At 28.7% G+C, this 16,807-nt stretch carries 14 protein-coding genes and 1 tRNA gene; 9 read left to right on the top strand and 6 right to left on the bottom strand.

Translation table 11 applies throughout. The features are described 5' to 3' along the window. Positions 1-38: 38 nt before the first annotated feature. Complete coding sequence (locus tag L8X28_RS04555; protein WP_263665659.1) at positions 39-1,391, top strand: ATP-dependent DNA helicase; 1,353 nt, start codon at positions 39-41, stop codon at positions 1,389-1,391. Beyond that, positions 1,388-2,038, top strand: a complete 651-nt coding sequence (locus L8X28_RS04550; protein ID WP_263665658.1) for a flagellar basal body-associated FliL family protein — start codon at positions 1,388-1,390, stop codon at positions 2,036-2,038. The genes L8X28_RS04555 and L8X28_RS04550 overlap by 4 nt, the downstream gene beginning before the upstream one ends. Here the strand turns inward: L8X28_RS04550 and lolA are convergent, their stop codons facing one another. Further along, the gene (lolA, locus tag L8X28_RS04545) at positions 2,039-2,545 is read right to left on the bottom strand and encodes a LolA-like outer membrane lipoprotein chaperone (RefSeq protein WP_263665657.1); all 507 of its coding nucleotides are present in this window, start codon (positions 2,543-2,545) and stop codon (positions 2,039-2,041) included. Positions 2,546-2,664: 119 nt separating this feature from the next. On the opposite strand from lolA, the gene secA reads away from it, so the two are divergent. From secA to L8X28_RS04510, 7 genes are all read left to right on the top strand, one after another. Then, the gene (gene secA, locus L8X28_RS04540; RefSeq protein WP_263665656.1) at positions 2,665-5,256 is read left to right on the top strand and encodes a preprotein translocase subunit SecA; all 2,592 of its coding nucleotides are present in this window, start codon (positions 2,665-2,667) and stop codon (positions 5,254-5,256) included. Positions 5,257-5,264: 8 nt separating this feature from the next. Beyond that, positions 5,265-6,554 carry a sigma-54-dependent transcriptional regulator gene (locus tag L8X28_RS04535; RefSeq protein ID WP_263659321.1) on the top strand — a complete coding sequence of 430 codons (1,290 nt, stop codon included), beginning with the start codon at positions 5,265-5,267 and terminating at the stop codon, positions 6,552-6,554. A gap of 12 nt (positions 6,555-6,566) precedes the next feature. Beyond that, positions 6,567-7,583, top strand: a complete 1,017-nt coding sequence (locus L8X28_RS04530) for an aspartate-semialdehyde dehydrogenase (protein ID WP_263665655.1) — start codon at positions 6,567-6,569, stop codon at positions 7,581-7,583. An 11-nt stretch (positions 7,584-7,594) separates the two neighbouring features. Beyond that, positions 7,595-8,101, top strand: coding sequence for a YqhA family protein (locus tag L8X28_RS04525; protein WP_087699510.1), 507 nt, complete (start codon positions 7,595-7,597; stop codon positions 8,099-8,101). Between the two features lie 14 nt (positions 8,102-8,115). After that, positions 8,116-9,138: a uroporphyrinogen decarboxylase gene (gene hemE / locus L8X28_RS04520; protein WP_263665654.1), complete on the top strand. Its 1,023-nt coding sequence runs from the start codon at positions 8,116-8,118 to the stop codon at positions 9,136-9,138. Continuing rightward, complete coding sequence (locus tag L8X28_RS04515; RefSeq protein WP_263665653.1) at positions 9,135-10,043, top strand: radical SAM protein; 909 nt, start codon at positions 9,135-9,137, stop codon at positions 10,041-10,043. Before hemE ends, L8X28_RS04515 begins: the two co-directional genes overlap by 4 nt. A 67-nt stretch (positions 10,044-10,110) precedes the next feature. Continuing rightward, positions 10,111-10,185 (top strand) — tRNA-Asn (locus L8X28_RS04510). Positions 10,186-10,288: 103 nt separating this feature from the next. On the opposite strand, the gene L8X28_RS04505 is transcribed toward L8X28_RS04510, so the two are convergent. The 5 genes from L8X28_RS04505 to der are packed head-to-tail and all read right to left on the bottom strand — an operon-like array spanning position 10,289 to position 16,766. Beyond that, positions 10,289-12,691 carry a tetratricopeptide repeat protein gene (locus tag L8X28_RS04505; RefSeq protein ID WP_263665652.1) on the bottom strand — a complete coding sequence of 801 codons (2,403 nt, stop codon included), beginning with the start codon at positions 12,689-12,691 and terminating at the stop codon, positions 10,289-10,291. 8 nt (positions 12,692-12,699) lie between these two features. Further along, positions 12,700-13,935: a serine--tRNA ligase gene (serS, locus tag L8X28_RS04500; protein WP_263665651.1), complete on the bottom strand. Its 1,236-nt coding sequence runs from the start codon at positions 13,933-13,935 to the stop codon at positions 12,700-12,702. Between the two features lie 11 nt (positions 13,936-13,946). Beyond that, the gene (trpS, locus tag L8X28_RS04495) at positions 13,947-14,906 is read right to left on the bottom strand and encodes a tryptophan--tRNA ligase (protein WP_263664759.1); all 960 of its coding nucleotides are present in this window, start codon (positions 14,904-14,906) and stop codon (positions 13,947-13,949) included. Beyond that, positions 14,903-15,400 carry a shikimate kinase gene (locus tag L8X28_RS04490; protein ID WP_263664758.1) on the bottom strand — a complete coding sequence of 166 codons (498 nt, stop codon included), beginning with the start codon at positions 15,398-15,400 and terminating at the stop codon, positions 14,903-14,905. Before L8X28_RS04490 ends, trpS begins: the two co-directional genes overlap by 4 nt. Then, on the bottom strand, positions 15,384-16,766 hold the full coding sequence (gene der, locus L8X28_RS04485; RefSeq protein WP_263665650.1) for a ribosome biogenesis GTPase Der: 1,383 nt from the start codon (positions 16,764-16,766) through the stop codon (positions 15,384-15,386). Before der ends, L8X28_RS04490 begins: the two co-directional genes overlap by 17 nt. Positions 16,767-16,807 lie beyond the last annotated feature (41 nt).

Raw genomic sequence — 16,807 nt, 5'->3', positions numbered from 1 at the left:
AGTTGAGTTTTAGTAGATTATAATATAATATTAGGATGATGTTAAATAAATTAGATTTTTTCTTAAAAGATAATAATATATTTCTAAGTGGTTCTGCTGGAGTTGGTAAATCATTCTTAACTACAGAACTTGTTAAATTATATAGAAAACAAGGTAGAATTGTTGTTGTATTAGGTTCTACTGGATTAAGTGCATTTAATATAGGAGGAGTTACTTTACATAGTTTTTTTGCTTTTAAAAGATGTCAAAATTATGATGAGTTATATTATGAAGATAGAAAGCAAAGGGATAAACTAGAAAAATTAAAGAGAATTTTAAAGCAATGTGATTTGTTGGTTATTGATGAAATCTCTATGGTGAGTGCTTCATTGATGGAAATGATTTATTATAGATTATCAAGAAGTGGTTTTAATGGTAAAATTTTATTAGTTGGAGATTTTTTTCAACTTCCACCTGTGATTAATTATAGAGAAAATCAAATTCAAAGCACTTTATTTCAAAATACTTTATATGCTTTTTCTTCGCAAGCTTGGAATGATCTTAAATTTATTAATTTAAGACTTAGTATTACAAAAAGAACTTTAGATAAGCAATTTTATGAATATTTGTTTTTTCTTAGAATGGGTGAAGTAAATGAAGAAATGCTAAATTTCTTTAAAAAAATGTTAATTAGTTCAAAAAATTTACTTGAATATATGGATGAGTATACTTTATTGTGTGCTACAAATAAAAAAGCTAATTGTATAAATGCTAAAAAATTAAATCTTTTGCAAGGTAAAGAAAAAATATTTAAATCAAGAATGGAAAAATTAGATTATACTTTAGATGATAAAATTTATGAGCAGTGGATTAAAGGATTAAATTCTTTAGAGGAGTTAAAATTAAAAATAGGTTCTAAGATTATTTTTTGTGTAAATAATAAAGAGGAAAATTATTACAATGGAGAACAAGGAATTGTTTTAGATTTTATAAAAGATAAAGAGCAAGAATATATTCTGATAGAGAAAAATAATGGTGAAAGATTGAAATTAAAACCATATGAATATACCTTAGAAGAGTATGAGTTAGACAAAGATGAAAAACTAGAAGTTAAGATAAAAGCTAAATTTGTTCAATTTCCTATAAAACTAGCTTATGCTATAACAATCCATAAATCTCAAGGTATGAGTATAAATAAGCTCATATGTGATATTGATGGAATTTTTGAAAAAGGACAATTATATGTATGTTTATCAAGGGCCATTAATCCTTGTAATTTAAAAATCATATATAATTATAAAATGCCTTTTGAGGATTATTTTTTAAGAATTTTAAAAACCGATAAAGAAGTGAAAAAATTTTATTTACAAGAAAAATTTATAGATTTAGAAGAAGATGAGGAGATAATATGAAATGGATTATAGTTTTGCTTTTAATGTTTTTTAATATCCATGCTAGTTCCTTGAGTATAGAAAATTTTAGAACTGATTTATATTCAAAGGTTGGAAATAATACTTTAAAAAAAATTGAAATGAATTTAGATTTTGAAGGAGAAAATTTAGATCAAAAGAAAATTATAGATGCTTTAAATACCATTGTATCTAGTTATTTTTATGAAGATTTATTTACAGAAGTTGGTAAAAATAATTTTAAAGAAACCTTGCTTAAATTTAGTAATAAAAAATATAAAACTCAAATTAAAAATATTTATATTTTAAAAATTAATTCGGTAGCTAAGTTTGACTTGGAAGAATTTAAGCGTTTTATAAATGATTTGGAAAAAAAAGATGACAATACAATAAAAACTATCAAACAAAAGGAAATTCAAGATAATTCCAAAGTTGCAAAAAATACGGATCAAAATAATACTCAATCAAAAGATATAAATACCGATCAAATAAACAACAATGATAAAGATGATAATAAAAGTTTTAATCAAGATACTAACACAAGTAAAGAGACTATGGATATGATTTTAAAAACCATGGAAAAAACTCAAATGCAAATGTTAGCTCCAAGTAAAGAACAGCAAGATTTGTTTAATGAAATACCATTTTGATTATTGAATAATATCAAAATGGCTTGGGATTTTTGGTATAAAAATATTTTCGTTGATATTTTGATCAAATTTCTGATTATAAAAATAAATACTAACTAAATTTCCTAACTCATCTTTATAAGAAATATTACTAAGATTATCATTTTTTAGTTTGATATTATATGTGATATTTTTGTATTTTGCTTCATAATTTTCATGAGATATTAATTTTGCATTTTTAAAAATTTCTTGAAGATTTGGTAAATTTTGCAATTGAGTATAAATGGCTTGTTCTAACTCAGGCTCTATGATAATAACTTCTTTGTGATTGATATAAATTTGTTTTTTATTTGGTTTAGTATAATTCCAAAAGGCTTTATTTTGAGTAATGATAAAATTTCCTTTATAATTTAGTGAAGAATTATTGCTTTGCACCTTTTGTTCAAAATCACTACTAAAATTTTTAAAATTTATATCAAAAGCAAAAATACTACAAGCAAATAACATTAAAAATATAAAATATCTCATAATTATCCTTTAAAAATTTTGTAAATTATATAAAATTTATCCAAACAAAACTTTTTATATAGTTCTAATTAAATTCAAGGTATAATCTAGCATATATTTTTGTAATTAAAGGTAAAAAAATGTTTTCTAGTGTATTTAAAGCAATATTTGGCACAAAAAATGATCGAGAAGTAAAAAAATATTTAAAGAGGGTTGCACAAATTAATGCTTTAGAATCAAAATACCAAAATTTAAGCGATGATGAATTAAAACAAGTATTTATAGAATTTAAAACACAAATTCAAAAAGAAGAACAAACTTTAGACCAAATATTGAATGATGTTTTTGCGATAGTTAGAGAAGTAGGAAAAAGAACTCTTAATATGCGTCATTTTGATGTGCAATTAATTGGTGGTATGGTTTTACATGATGGAAAAATTGCTGAAATGAAAACTGGGGAAGGTAAAACCTTGGTTGCAACTTTACCTGTTGTATTAAATGCTATGAGTGGTAAGGGTGTGCATGTGGTTACCGTAAATGATTATTTGGCTAAAAGAGATGCAGAGCAAATGAGTGCTATTTATAATTTTTTAGGTTTTAGTGTAGGTGTGATACTTTCAGAACAAAATAGTGATGAGGCACATAAAAAAGCTTATGAGTGTGATATAACTTATGGTACAAATAATGAATTTGGCTTTGATTATTTACGCGATAACATGAAATTTTCAAAGCTTGAAAAAGTACAAAGAGAGCATAATTTTGTTATAGTTGATGAAGTGGATAGTATTTTAATAGATGAAGCAAGAACTCCGCTTATTATAAGTGGGCCTACAAATAGAACTTTAGACGGCTATGTTAAAGCAAATGAAGTAGCAAAACAAATGCAAAAAGGCCAAGCAGCTACTACTCCTCAAGAATTGCCAAGTGGTGATTTTGTTGTCGATGAGAAAAATAGAACTATTATGATTACAGAGGCTGGAATTTCTAAGGCTGAAAAATTATTTGGAGTAGAAAATTTATATAGCTTAGATAATGCAATATTGGCCCATCAGCTTGATCAGGCTTTAAAAGCGCATAATTTATTTGAAAAAGATGTGCATTATGTATTAAGAGATAAAGAAGTTGTAATTGTTGATGAATTCACGGGAAGATTAAGCGAGGGAAGACGCTTTAGTGATGGTTTACACCAAGCATTAGAAGCTAAAGAAGGGGTAAAAATTCAGGAAGAAAGTCAAACTTTAGCAGATATTACTTTCCAAAATTATTTTAGAATGTATAAAAAGTTAGCAGGCATGACAGGTACTGCACAAACTGAGGCAACGGAATTTTCTCAAATTTATAATTTAGATGTAGTTTCTATACCTACAAATATACCAATTGCAAGAATAGATAAAGATGATTTGATTTATAAAACTCAAGAAGAAAAATTTAAAGCAGTTATTGAAGAGATAAAAAAAGCAAATGCAAAGGGTCAGCCAGTTTTAGTGGGAACTGCAAGTATTGAAAGAAGTGAAGTATTTCATAATATGCTTGTAAAAGAACGCATTCCCCATCATGTGCTTAATGCTAAAAATCACGAGCAAGAAGCTTTGATTATCCAAGATGCAGGTAAAAAAGGTGCAGTGACTATAGCTACTAATATGGCAGGTCGTGGGGTTGATATAAAAATAGATGATGAAATAAGAGCTTTAGGCGGGCTTTATATTATAGGAACTGAGCGTCATGAAAGCAGAAGAATAGATAATCAACTTCGTGGTCGTGCAGGGCGTCAAGGTGATCCTGGTGTAAGTAGATTTTACTTAAGTTTAGAGGATAATCTTTTGAGAATTTTTGGTGGTGATCGCATAAAAAATATCATGGAAAGATTGGGTATAGAAGAGGGCGAGCATATAGAAAGTCGTATTGTTACAAGAGCTGTTGAGAATGCGCAAAAAAAAGTTGAAAGCTTGCATTTTGAGAGCAGAAAACATTTGCTTGAATATGATGATGTGGCAAATGAACAAAGAAAGACTATTTATAATTATAGAAATGAATTGTTAGATGAAGAATTTGACTTGCAAGATAAAATTTTAAAAAATATTGCTGAGTATAGTAATTACTTAGTAAGCCAAATTTATCTAAATGCAGAACTTGAAGATGATGTTAAGCATTTTGAAAGCTTAAAGCAAAAAGTAAATTATGAGTGTAATCTTGAGCTTAGCGAAGCTGATTTTAAAGATTTAGGTGTAATTGAAGTAGAAAATAAATTAAGTGAAATTTTAGAAAAAGCTTACAAAGATAAAATGAATATTATTGAAGATAAGGAAGCTAGAAGAATTGAAAGAATTCTATATCTTCAAATTTTGGATAATCTATGGAGAGAGCATTTATATCAAATGGATATTTTGAAAACTGGTATAGGTTTAAGAAGTTATAATCAAAAAGATCCTTTAGTAGAATATAAAAAAGAAAGTTATAATCTTTTCATGGAGCTTGTTGAGCGTGTTAAATTTGATAGTTTGAAATTACTATTTAATGTAGTTTTCACTCAAAAAGAAGCACAAAATTTTGAAGAAAAAAGCCACGAACAAAACGAGCAGTTTTTAGCTAATACCACAGAAAGTGGTGTTGATGAAAATGGTGAAGCACAAATTACTAAAGTACCTAGAAATTCACCTTGTCCTTGCGGTAGTGGTAAAAAATATAAAGAATGTCATGGTAAAAGTGGTCCTAAAAAGGGTATTTTAGCTTAAGGTTTGAAATGAATTTAGTTATAGTTGAAGATGATATAAATATGAGAAAATCACTCGAAATTGCTTTGAGTGAGTATGAAGAATTTGCTATAAAATCTTATAAATCAGCAACTGAAGCTTTAAAAAAACTAAATGATGATGTTGATTTGATTATTACAGATATTAATATGCCGGGTATGGATGGTATTGAATTTGTGCAAGCTTGTGAGAATAAATATGATTTTATTATTATCACAGGTAATGCAACGCTAAATCGTGCCATAGAAGCAGTAAGACTTGGAGTAAAAGATTTTCTAGTAAAACCATTTGATATTAATACTTTAGTAACTGCGATAAAACGCGCAAAAATAATTCAAGAAAAGACTTCTAAAAAAACAAACAAAAAGATTATCAAAAAAGAAGAAAATCAAGATTTTTATGGCACTTCTAAAGCTTTGGAAGATTGTTTAAAATTGGCTACTAAGGCTGCTAAGACAGATGCAAGTGTGCTTTTTTTTGGAGAAAGTGGGGTAGGTAAAGAAGTTTTTGCAAATTTTGTGCATAAAAATTCAAAAAGAGCACAAAAACCTTTTGTGGCTATTAATATGGCAGCAATTCCATCAAATTTGATAGAAAGTGAGCTTTTTGGTTTTGAAAAAGGTGCATTTACCGATGCTAATACTACTAAAATAGGGTTGTTTGAGCTTGCTAATGAAGGCACTTTGTTTTTAGATGAAATAGGTGAAATGCCTTATGAAATTCAAGCAAAATTATTAAGAGCCTTGCAAGAAAAAGAAATTACAAGATTAGGAAGTACTAAAAGTATAAAGATTGATGTAAGAATTATTAGTGCAACTAATGCTCATATAGAAAAAAAGATTACAGATAATGAATTCAGACAAGATTTATATTATAGGCTTAATACTATTCCTATTAATATACCACCACTAAGAGAGCGTCAAGAAGAAATTTTGCAAATTGCACAAAAGGTATTACTTGATACATGTAAAGAATATGATTTTAATGAAAAAACTTTAAGTCAAGAAGCACAAGGTGCTTTGCTAGCTTATGATTTTCCAGGTAATATTAGAGAATTGATTTCTATTATACAAAGAGCTTGTATTTTAAGTGAAAATGATGAGATTAGCGCTCAAGATTTATTTTTAGAAAGTAGAAAAAGTAAAGATATTAAAAATCTTGAAAAAGAATTGATTTTAGAAGCTTTAAAAAATTCGCAAGATATTGCAGAAGCAGCTAAGCTTATAGGGATGAGTGAAAAAATTTTTAGTGAAAAAATGAAAAAATACAATATTACTTAAAAAGGATGGATGATGAAAAAAATAGCCATTGTAGGTGCAACAGGAGCGGTTGGCGAAGAACTTTTAAATGTTTTAGATGAGCTCGATTTCCCGGTTGAAAGTATTTTGCCATTAGCAAGCGCAAAAAGTGCAGGTAGTGAAGTAGAATTTAGAGGAAAAAGTTATAAAGTAAAAGAATTAACTCCAAATGTTTTTAAAGAAAATCCTGTAGATATTGCTTTTTTTAGTGCCGGAGGAAACATAAGTGCTGAGTATGCAAAATACGCAGTAGAGTGTGGTGCTGTAGTGATTGATAATACTAGTCATTTTAGAATGGATGAAAATGTTCCTTTGGTAGTTCCTGAATGCAATAGCGAAGATATTAAAGATTGGGAAAAAACAGGAATTATTGCTAATCCAAATTGCTCTACTATACAAATGGTGCATGTTTTAAAACCACTTGATGATGTATTTAATCTAAAAAGAGTAGATGTAAGTACTTATCAAGCAGCAAGTGGTGCAGGTAAAGAAGGTATGGAAGAATTAGTTCAAGGAATGCAAAGTTTTTTTGCTTTTAAATTAGATGAATTTGAGGCAAAAACTTTTCCATATACCTTAGCTTTAAATTTAATTCCTCAAATTGATGTTTTTAGTGAAAATGGCTACACTAAAGAAGAATTAAAAATGGTAAATGAAACGCAAAAAATATTGCATAAAAAACTTGAAATTTCAGCAACTTGCGTAAGAGTTCCTGTGCTTAGAAGTCATAGTGAAGCTATTACTATGCATTTTGAAAAAGATGTTGATGTTGTTAAGGTTAGAGAGATACTTTCTAAAGCACCAAGTGTTGTTGTGATTGATGATATAGAAAATAAAAAATATCCTATGCCACTTTTTACAAGCGATACTAATGAAACTTATGTAGGAAGAATTAGACGTGATATTAATCATAAAAATATTTTACACTTATGGTGCGTGGCTGATCAAATTCGTGTAGGAGCTGCTACAAATGCAGTGCGTATTGCGCAAAAATGGTTAGAATTGGTTTAAAAAGGAGAAAAATGTTAGAAAGATTTTTTGAAAATTTATTAGTTAAAAGTCGTTTAGTCACTATTTTGCCTGTAATTTTTGGCCTTATAGGAGCTTTTGTTTTATTTTTTATTGCAAGTTATGATGTGATTAAAGTTTTAAAATATGTATTTGAGTATTTTATGTTGCCTAATTCTACGGTGGATTTGCATGAAGATATTGTTGGTTTGATTATAGGGGCTGTAGATTTATATTTAATGGCTTTAGTTTTATTTATATTTTCTTTTGGAATTTATGAACTTTTTATTAGTGAAATAGAAGAATTTAAACAAACTAAACAATCAAAAGTTTTAGAAGTGCACAGTTTAGATCAACTAAAAGATAAACTTGCAAAAGTTATTATTATGGTCTTAGTTGTAAATTTTTTCCAAAGAATTTTACAAATGCAACTAAATACGGTTTTGGATATGACTTATCTTGCAGGTTCTATTTTAGCTCTTTGTATAGGACTTTATTTTTTACACAAAAGTGATCATTAAAATAAGGAATAAAAATGATTTTTATTGATGCATGTTTTAAAAAGTCAACCTCTTATACTCCAGTTTGGATGATGCGCCAAGCAGGAAGATATTTACCTGAATATATGCAGGTTAGAGCAAGTGCTGGAGATTTTTTATCACTTTGTAAAGATTATAAAAAAGCGAGTGAAGTTACCTTACAACCAGTAGATATTTTGGGTGTTGATGCAGCTATTATTTTTTCAGATATTTTGGTAGTACCTTTAGAAATGGGTATGGATTTAAAATTTGAAAAAGGCGAGGGCCCTATATTTTCAAATCCTATTAAAACAAAAGAAGAATTGGAAAGATTAGATGTTGAAAAAAGCATTAAAAATCTTTCTTATGTTTATGATGCACTAGCATTTACTAGAGAAAAACTTACACAAGATAAAGCTTTGATTGGTTTTTGTGGAAGTCCTTGGACTATTGCTACTTATATGATAGAGGGTGGTAGTAGTAAAAATTATGCAAAGTGTAAAAAAATAGTCTATCAAAATCCTGAATTTTTACATCAAATTTTATCTAAACTTACTTTTGTTTTAAAGTATTATATTCAAGAGCAAATTAGAGCAGGTGCTAATGCTATACAGATATTTGATAGTTGGGCAAGTGCTTTAGAAAAAGAAATGTTTTTTGAGTTTTCTTTTAAATATATGCTTGAAATTGCTGATTTTATAAAGGAAAAATATCCGCATATTCCTGTGATTTTATTTCCTAAAGGGGTAAGTGGGTTCTTAGATGATATAAATGGAAATTTTGATGTCTTTGGAGTAGATTGGAGTACCCCTTTAGAGCTGGCTAAGGAAAAACTAGGCGCTAAATATACTTTGCAGGGTAATATGGAGCCTTGTAGACTCTATGATAAAAAAGCTATTGAACAAGGTGTGGATAAAATTTTAAATATTATGCAAGATAGTGCACATATTTTTAATCTCGGACATGGAATTTTACCTGATATTCCTGTTGATAATGCTAAATATTTTATCAAGCTAGTTCAAGAGAAATCTAAAAAGTGAGTAAAATAACTTTTGGGCCTATAAGTTCAAGAAGATTTGGACTTTCATTGGGAATTGATTTAAGTCCAAATCAAAAACAATGTAATTTTGACTGCGTTTATTGTGAATTACAAGCTGCAAAACCTTTGGAAAAATCTTTAATTTATCCTAAAATAAAAAATATTATCGATGAAGTACAAAGTGTATTTAAAAGTAATGTGCAATTTGATTTTTTAACATTAACTGCAAATGGTGAGCCTACTTTATATCCTCATTTAAAAGAATTAGTTTATGAGTTAAATAAAATAAAACAAGATAAAAAACTCTTAATCCTAAGCAATGGTAGTGGAGTTTTAAATTCGGATATTTTTGATGCTTTAATGTATATTGATGTGGTTAAATTTAGTCTTGATAGTGCAATGGAAAAAACTTTTTATAGAGTTGATAGGGCTTTAAAACAAATAAAACTTGAAACAATGATAGAACAAATGATCACCTTTAGAGAGAAATTTTTGGGTGAGCTTGTTATGGAAGTTTTAATTGTCAAGGGGTTGAATGATAACAAAGATGAGATGTTGGCTTTAAATGAGGCATTTGACAAGATAAGACCATCAAGAGTGGATTTTAGCACTATAGATAGACCGCCTGCGTATCCTGTTAAAGGTATATCTTTGGAAAAGTTGGAAGAATTAAGTATGTATATCACTAGTGTGCCTGTTGTGCTTGCTAAACATTATTACAAAGGTGAAAAAATTGATTTTAATATCCAAGAGCTCTTGAAGATGCTGCAGCTTAGAGCGCAAAGTGAATTTGATATAGAAAACAAATTTAGTCAGCATAGTAAAGATATATTAGAAAAATTAATTAAAGAACGAAAAGTTGTTGTAGAAAATTTAGCAGGAGTAAAATTTTACAAAAAAGCGTAATTTTTTATAAAAAATCTTGACAAAAAAGTTTTTTTCTTATATAATATCATTTCTTATTTATTGATGTTCCGGATTAGCTCAGCGGTAGAGTAGTCGGCTGTTAACCGATTGGTCGTAGGTTCGAATCCTACATCCGGAGCCACTTCATAAAGTTAACCTCATGTATATTTTATAATAATCTAATTTGTAATTTATAATTATATTTTTTTGATAGTTAATTAGTATTTTCTTATTTTATGAAAATACTAATTTTTAATATCAAAAGTAAAAAATTTACTTTCAAAATTATTCCCTACTTTTTCATATTGAAACATAGCAGGTTCTAAATTTTGGACTTCATGATATAATAGTCCTAGTGCAAGTCTTGCTTCTAAGGTTTCTTCATTTTCTAATTTTGCAAGCTCTAGTAAAGCTATGGCTGAATTTGGATTATTAGAACCTATCGCTGCTACTGCGGCTAAAAATAAAGTTTGTGCATCTTTGATTTTATAATCATCTATTAAGATATTGTAAAGCGTATATGCTTCTTGGTATTCTTTAGCAAAAATATCAACGTAAGCTAGAGCAAAAATCAGCCCGATGGAATTTTTATTACTCATAGCAAGTCTTTTTTTTATGTCATTTCTAACATGATTTAATAAGCCTGTAATTTGCATAAGTGTCACATAGCTGTCTTTAACTATACCAGCTCCACCAAATAAAGAATTATAATCAAGCTTGGTTGTTAAAAAATACATTTGTGCTTGTTTGGCATACTCTTTAATATCAAGATTTGTGTTTTTAGAATTAAAATATAAAATATTGCTAATAATATCCTCACCGAGCAAATCTTTTAATTCTTTTATTTTTTGATTTCTTAAAATTTCAAGATTATTGCCATTAGCAGCTACTATAGCAAACATTAATTCTAAAGGAGTATTTTTGCTATTTGAAAGGTTGTCTAAATAAGGAATCATAGCAGTAAAGTCACTTTTAACTAGATATAGTAAATATTTATAGATATTATGATTTTGATCGATATTATTATCTGCTTGTAAATTTTCCAAAAGTTCATTAGCAAGTTTGGTGTAATCTTTTTTTACTAAATCCATGCAATATATGGCAAAAATACCTGCAATATAATTTTTTGGATTTAAATGATAAGCAGTTGAAAAATGTTTATATGCATTATTATAATCTTGCAGTTGTGCATAAGTTAAAGCAAGATTATAATGAATTACATCGTGAGCATGATAAATTTCACTTAAATTTTTAAATTCTTGATTTGCTTCTCTTAGATGAAAATTGAAAGCTAGATTGATAGCATGAGATAATTCCACATTAACGCCTGATAAAGCTTTGCTTTTAACAAGCAATTCATTTTCATACTCATACCCTTGTATGAAATTTCCCAAATCAGCTTTTGTGATGAGCTCCATGCTTTGTTTTATATCAAAAACGCGATAAGGTGAAAAATAAAAAAGTAAATCATAAATTTGTTGTTTTCCTGTGATTAAACTTTTGGCAAAATGTTGCTGCGCTATATCAATATTTGAAAAATTTCTTTTTAGTCTTGTTTTTATGTTATAGTATTTTGAGCCAATAGCTCTATCTTTTACATATAAAGTTTTTAAAATTTGTGCACCATTGTCAAATTGGCCTGTTTTTAATTCTACTAAAGCTAGAGCCATTTTGCTTCTTATGGCTTGATTTTCTATTTTTGATGCTTTTTCAAGATATTCTTTAGCTTTTTTATATTCTCCCAGTTTTGCATATAATAAACCTAAGGGTAAGCTTGCTTCATAATCTTGTTGCTTTTGCAAAAGATTAATGGCGTTTTGATCAGATTTTAATAATGCGTAAATTTTTGCCCCAAGGTAATAAGACTCCCCTTGATAGCTGTTGATATTACTTGAACGCATGAACATTTGTAAAGCCTCTGGATAAAATCCTTGATAGTAATTAATTAATCCTAGATAATAATCATACAAAGAAGATTTAGAATCTTGTGGTAAATGTACTCTTGCCAAATCAAGATAATATTTAAATTTCTCTTTATCGCCTAGATTAAAATAACACACAGCTATATTAATAGCTGCTGCAACTTTGTGTTCTTCTAATTCTAAAGATTGTTTGAAATTCTCAACAGCACTAATATAATCTTTTTGTTTCATTTGAGCTACACCAAGATTATAACTAGATAAAGATTGATTGAAAATATTAATATTATTATAAAGCTCTAAAGCACTTTCTATATCACCTTTTTCATATAATAAATTTGCCTTTTGTACTACAAGATCTAAAGCAGATTGTTTCACCTTTGTGATACTTGTACTAACATTATCTTCTAAAATTGGATTATTTGTGATTACTTTTTTATCTTCCTTAAAAACAAGAAGTAAAACTAAAATAATAAATAAAATTAGAGCAAGAGCACCAAGTGTTGAAATCAAAATAAGAAATTTTTTATCAAAAAGCTTTTTCTTTTCTTCAGGTTGTGATGTTTGAGGTTCTTCCTCTACTCTTTGAAAAGTACTTTCTTCTTCCTCTAATTCAGGAGGTATTGTGCCAGGAGGGATAGTTTGTTCTTCTACTCCTGGATTTTCATCAATCTCTGAAAAAGCTTTTTCTTGATTATCTTGTTCTTTAGGTGTTACTTCTTCGGCCATGTTTTCTCTTAAAAGTATTTTCTTAATACATCAGGAATTCTTATATTTCCATCTTTTTCTTGATAATTTTCCATAATAGCTACCAAGGTTCTACCAACAGCTAGTGAAGAACCATTAAGTGTGTGAACTAATTCATTTTTGCCCTTATCGTTTTTAAAACGGATCTTTGCACGTCTTGCTTGAAAATCTTTACAATTTGACACAGAGCTAATTTCACGGTATTTGTTTTGCGATGGAAGCCATACTTCTAAGTCTACTGTTTTAGCAGCAGAAAAGCCCAAATCTCCCGTGCAAAGCATTAAATGCCTATGTGCTAGACCCAAAGAGCTTAGTAAATCACTGGCGCAATTTAACATTTCTTCAAACATCAATTCACTTTGATCAGGCTTACATATACTAACAAGCTCTACTTTTTCAAATTGATGTTGCCTTATAATACCTCTTGTGTCTCTACCCGCGCTTCCTGCTTCTTGTCTAAAACAAGCACTATAGCAGGTCATTTTTAAGGGTAGTTCTTCTTGAGTTAAAATTTCATTAGAATAAAGATTAGTTACAGGAATTTCAGAAGTTGAGATGAGATATAAATCATCATTTTCTACCTTATACATATCATCTTTAAATTTAGGAAGCTGTCCTGTGCCATACATGGTTGCGCTATTTACTAAAAATGGTACATTGACTAGCTCAAAACCTCTACTTCTATTAAAATCAATCATATAATTTACCAAGGCTCTACTTAGTAAAGCTCCTTCATTTTTAAGCACACAAAAACGACTTTGTGAGATTTTAACCCCTCTTGTAAAATCAAGCCAGTTTAATTTTTCTCCCAAATCATGATGTTCTTTGATTTCAAAATCAAAACTAGGAGGTATCAGAACTTTTTTTAATTCTATATTTTTATCTTCATCTTCTCCAAAAGGCACGCAATCATCAGGGATATTTGGTATTGCTAGGGCAATTTGTTCTAGTTTTTCTTCTAGCGTGCTAACGATTTTTGACTGAGTATTGATTTTTTCTTTATTTTGGCTTAGTTGTACCTTTAAGCTTTCTTTATCTTGTGCTGTTGCAAGCTCTTTGCTAAACTTATTTTGAAAAGCTTGAAATTCTTCCAAAAGCGCTTTTTCTTTTTTTAAATTTATAAATAAGTCGCTAAGTTCTTTGAGTAAATTTTCATCTACTTTTTTAGCTTTTAGTTTTTGTGCAATTTCATCAAAATTATTTTGCAAAAGTTTTAAATCTAACATTCTAACTCCTTTTATAGTCCTATTTTAGCATAAATTTTTTCCATTGTTTCTCGGGCTTGTTTTTTTGCTTTGCTTGCTCCAAATTCTAAAATCTCATCGATTTTAGAAGGATTAGCTAGTAATTTTTCATATTCTTCCTTAGCCGAGGCAAAATACTCACTAATGATTTCATTTAAATACATTTTAAAATGCCCATAGCCTTCACCACCTTTTTCATAACGGCTTTTTAAAGTTTCTTGTTTTGTTTTGTCTAAAAACAATTTTGCGATTTTAAATACATTACAATTTTGCCAATCTTTTGGATCTTCTAAAGCTGTACTATCTGTAACAATAGAAGAAATTTGTTTTTTAATAGCTTTTGGTGTATTGAAAATATCGATTGTGTTTTGATAAGACTTGCTCATTTTAGCTCCATCAGTACCAGGTACTACTGCAACTTCATCATTAACTTTAGCTTGAGGTAGGGTAAAAATTTCACCCCATTCATTATTTACTTTTAAAGCTATATCTCTTGCTATTTCAACATGTTGAATTTGATCTTTACCTACAGGAACTACTTGAGCATTAAAAAGTAAAATATCTGCAGCCATTAAAACAGGGTAAGAAAAAAGCCCATGGTTGGCATTTAAACCTTTGGCAATTTTATCTTTATAGCTATGTGCTCTTTCTAAAAGTCCCATTGGGGTAAATTGAGAAAGAATCCAATAAAGCTCCATCACTTCTTTTACATCACTTTGTAACCAAAATACGCTTTTTTGTGGATCAATTCCTAAACTTAAAAAAGCTGCCGCAGCTTTGAGTGAATTTTGTTTAAGTTTTTCTCCATTAAAATTTGAAGTCATAGCATGATAGTTTGCTATAAACATATACATTTGATTTTCTTCTTGCATATTTAACATTTGTTTTATAGAGCCAAAATAATTTCCTATATGTAAATCCCCACTTGGCTGTAATCCTGTAATAATTCTCATTTTACCTCTTTTTTGATTTCTTTAATTATTTCTTGGATATTTTTGTTTTCAATGTTTATAATGATATTTGCTTTTTTTTCATATTTTTTAATTCTTTGATCAAATAGTATTTTAGCATTGTTTGTGTTTGAAAATAAGGGTCTTGTGGCCAATTCTTCTTTATTTAGTCTTTGCAAGAGATAATCAAAACTTGCTTTTAAGTAAACGATAGTACCAATATTTTTTATTTTTTTTTGTTCTATGAAGCCACCACCGCTTGCAATAGAACAATTTTGCACATAAGTTAAAAACGAAACAAGTTTTTTTTCTTCTTTGCGAAATTTTTTTTCTCCATATGTTTTAAAAAATTCACTAATTTCAAGATTAAATTTTTCTTTGATTAAAACATCTGTATCTAAAAAGAATTTATCATATTTTTTTGCATAAACCCTTGCTATAGTTGTTTTACCACAGCCCATAAATCCTACAAAAAGGAGGTTAGTTTTCTTGCTCATCTTTGCTACCTTTTTTTCTTGAAGCTAAAATTAAAGGTACACCTTCAAAGTTAAATTGTTTTCTAATTTGATTTTGTAAATATCGTTTATAACTAAAATGTAAAGCTTTTGGTCTATTCATAATTAGAGCTATTTTTGGAGGTGCTAAGTCGTATTGAACCGCATAATAAATTTTCACTAATTTACCATAATCATGTGGTAGCGGGTGGGCTCTTGTGGCTTCTTCTACCAAAGCATTTAATTTTGCTGTTGGAATTTTTTGGGTGAAATTTGCAAAAACTTCTAAAATTTTATCCAAAAGCACATGTATTCTTTTTCCACTTAAAGCTGATACGCTTACAACGGGTGCATAAGCTAGGAATTTAAAACGATCTAGTTTTAATTCTTTTAAAGTTTTATCAAAATCAAGCTCGCTTTTATCCCATTTATTAAGTACAAGAATCACACCTAAACAATGTTTAGCAGCAAGTCCTGCAATACGCTCATCAAGTTCGTTAAAACCTTCAGCTGCGTCAAGTACTAAAAGTGCAATTTGAGCATTGGCTAGGGCATATTCAGTTCTATTAAGTGCATAACGCTCTAAGCCCTGTATTTTCCCGCGTTTTCTAATACCCGCAGTATCTACAAATTCGATGATTTTATCTTTATGCATAATGCTTTCATTAACAGGATCAATTGTAGTGCCTGCTATATCGCTTACCACGCTACGTTCTTCTTTTACTAAAGCATTTAAAAGACTTGATTTTCCTACATTAACCCTGCCGATAATTCCTACTTTAATATGTTTTTCATTAATAGTTTTTAGCTTAAAATCTCCGCTATTTTCATCAAAATTTTCTAAATAACTTTCAAAGTCTTCTTCATCTGTATTTAAATAACTTTCATCTAAAAACTTACTAGCCCACATACAAAGCTCATCAATGCCTATATTATGTGTTACAGAGATATTAAAAACTTCTTTTACTCCAAAATTAGAAAATTCCCAAGATCTTTCCTCGTCTTTTTTGTTATCGACTTTATTGATTACTAAAGCTATGGGTTTGTTGAGTTCTTTCATTTCATAAAAAAAAGCTTTATCTTCATCATCAGGTAAAAATTTTCCATCCACCATATAAAAGATAATATCACTATTTTTAGCAGCTTTAAGCGAATTTGCTTTGACATTTTTAAAAAGCTCATTACTCTCATCAAGCCCGCCGCTATCTATCAACAAAGCTTTTTTGCCATCAATTTCTACTTCTATTTTATTAGTATCTCTTGTAGTTCCACTTATGTCACTAGTTATTGCAATGCGCTTTCTTGCAAGTCTATTAAAAAGACTTGATTTGCCAACATTTGGTTTTCCTATTAAAATAATACTTTGCATTAATACTCATTTTTTAAATTTTTATTTGTGATTATATAAAA

Origin of the sequence: Campylobacter sp. CNRCH_2016_0050h, assembly GCF_025772605.1 — a bacterium.
In the GTDB taxonomy this organism is placed as follows: Bacteria; Campylobacterota; Campylobacteria; order Campylobacterales; family Campylobacteraceae; genus Campylobacter_D; species Campylobacter_D lari_D.
Note: the sequence above shows the minus strand (reverse complement) of the source record. Positions and strands in the feature narration are given on the sequence as shown.

Excerpts from the sequence above, each read along its gene's own strand:
- L8X28_RS04550 (WP_263665658.1), top strand. The coding sequence starts at position 1,388 with ATGAAATGGATTATAGTTTTGCTTTTAATGTTTTTTAATATCCATGCT.
- L8X28_RS04555 (WP_263665659.1), top strand. The coding sequence starts at position 39 with ATGTTAAATAAATTAGATTTTTTCTTAAAAGATAATAATATATTTCTA.
- L8X28_RS04535 (WP_263659321.1), top strand. The coding sequence starts at position 5,265 with ATGAATTTAGTTATAGTTGAAGATGATATAAATATGAGAAAATCACTC.
- serS (WP_263665651.1), bottom strand. The coding sequence starts at position 13,935 with ATGTTAGATTTAAAACTTTTGCAAAATAATTTTGATGAAATTGCACAA.
- L8X28_RS04490 (WP_263664758.1), bottom strand. The coding sequence starts at position 15,400 with ATGAGCAAGAAAACTAACCTCCTTTTTGTAGGATTTATGGGCTGTGGT.
- hemE (WP_263665654.1), top strand. The coding sequence starts at position 8,116 with ATGATTTTTATTGATGCATGTTTTAAAAAGTCAACCTCTTATACTCCA.
- L8X28_RS04525 (WP_087699510.1), top strand. The coding sequence starts at position 7,595 with ATGTTAGAAAGATTTTTTGAAAATTTATTAGTTAAAAGTCGTTTAGTC.
- L8X28_RS04505 (WP_263665652.1), bottom strand. The coding sequence starts at position 12,691 with ATGGCCGAAGAAGTAACACCTAAAGAACAAGATAATCAAGAAAAAGCT.
- lolA (WP_263665657.1), bottom strand. The coding sequence starts at position 2,545 with ATGAGATATTTTATATTTTTAATGTTATTTGCTTGTAGTATTTTTGCT.
- L8X28_RS04530 (WP_263665655.1), top strand. The coding sequence starts at position 6,567 with ATGAAAAAAATAGCCATTGTAGGTGCAACAGGAGCGGTTGGCGAAGAA.
- secA (WP_263665656.1), top strand. The coding sequence starts at position 2,665 with ATGTTTTCTAGTGTATTTAAAGCAATATTTGGCACAAAAAATGATCGA.
- der (WP_263665650.1), bottom strand. The coding sequence starts at position 16,766 with ATGCAAAGTATTATTTTAATAGGAAAACCAAATGTTGGCAAATCAAGT.
- trpS (WP_263664759.1), bottom strand. The coding sequence starts at position 14,906 with ATGAGAATTATTACAGGATTACAGCCAAGTGGGGATTTACATATAGGA.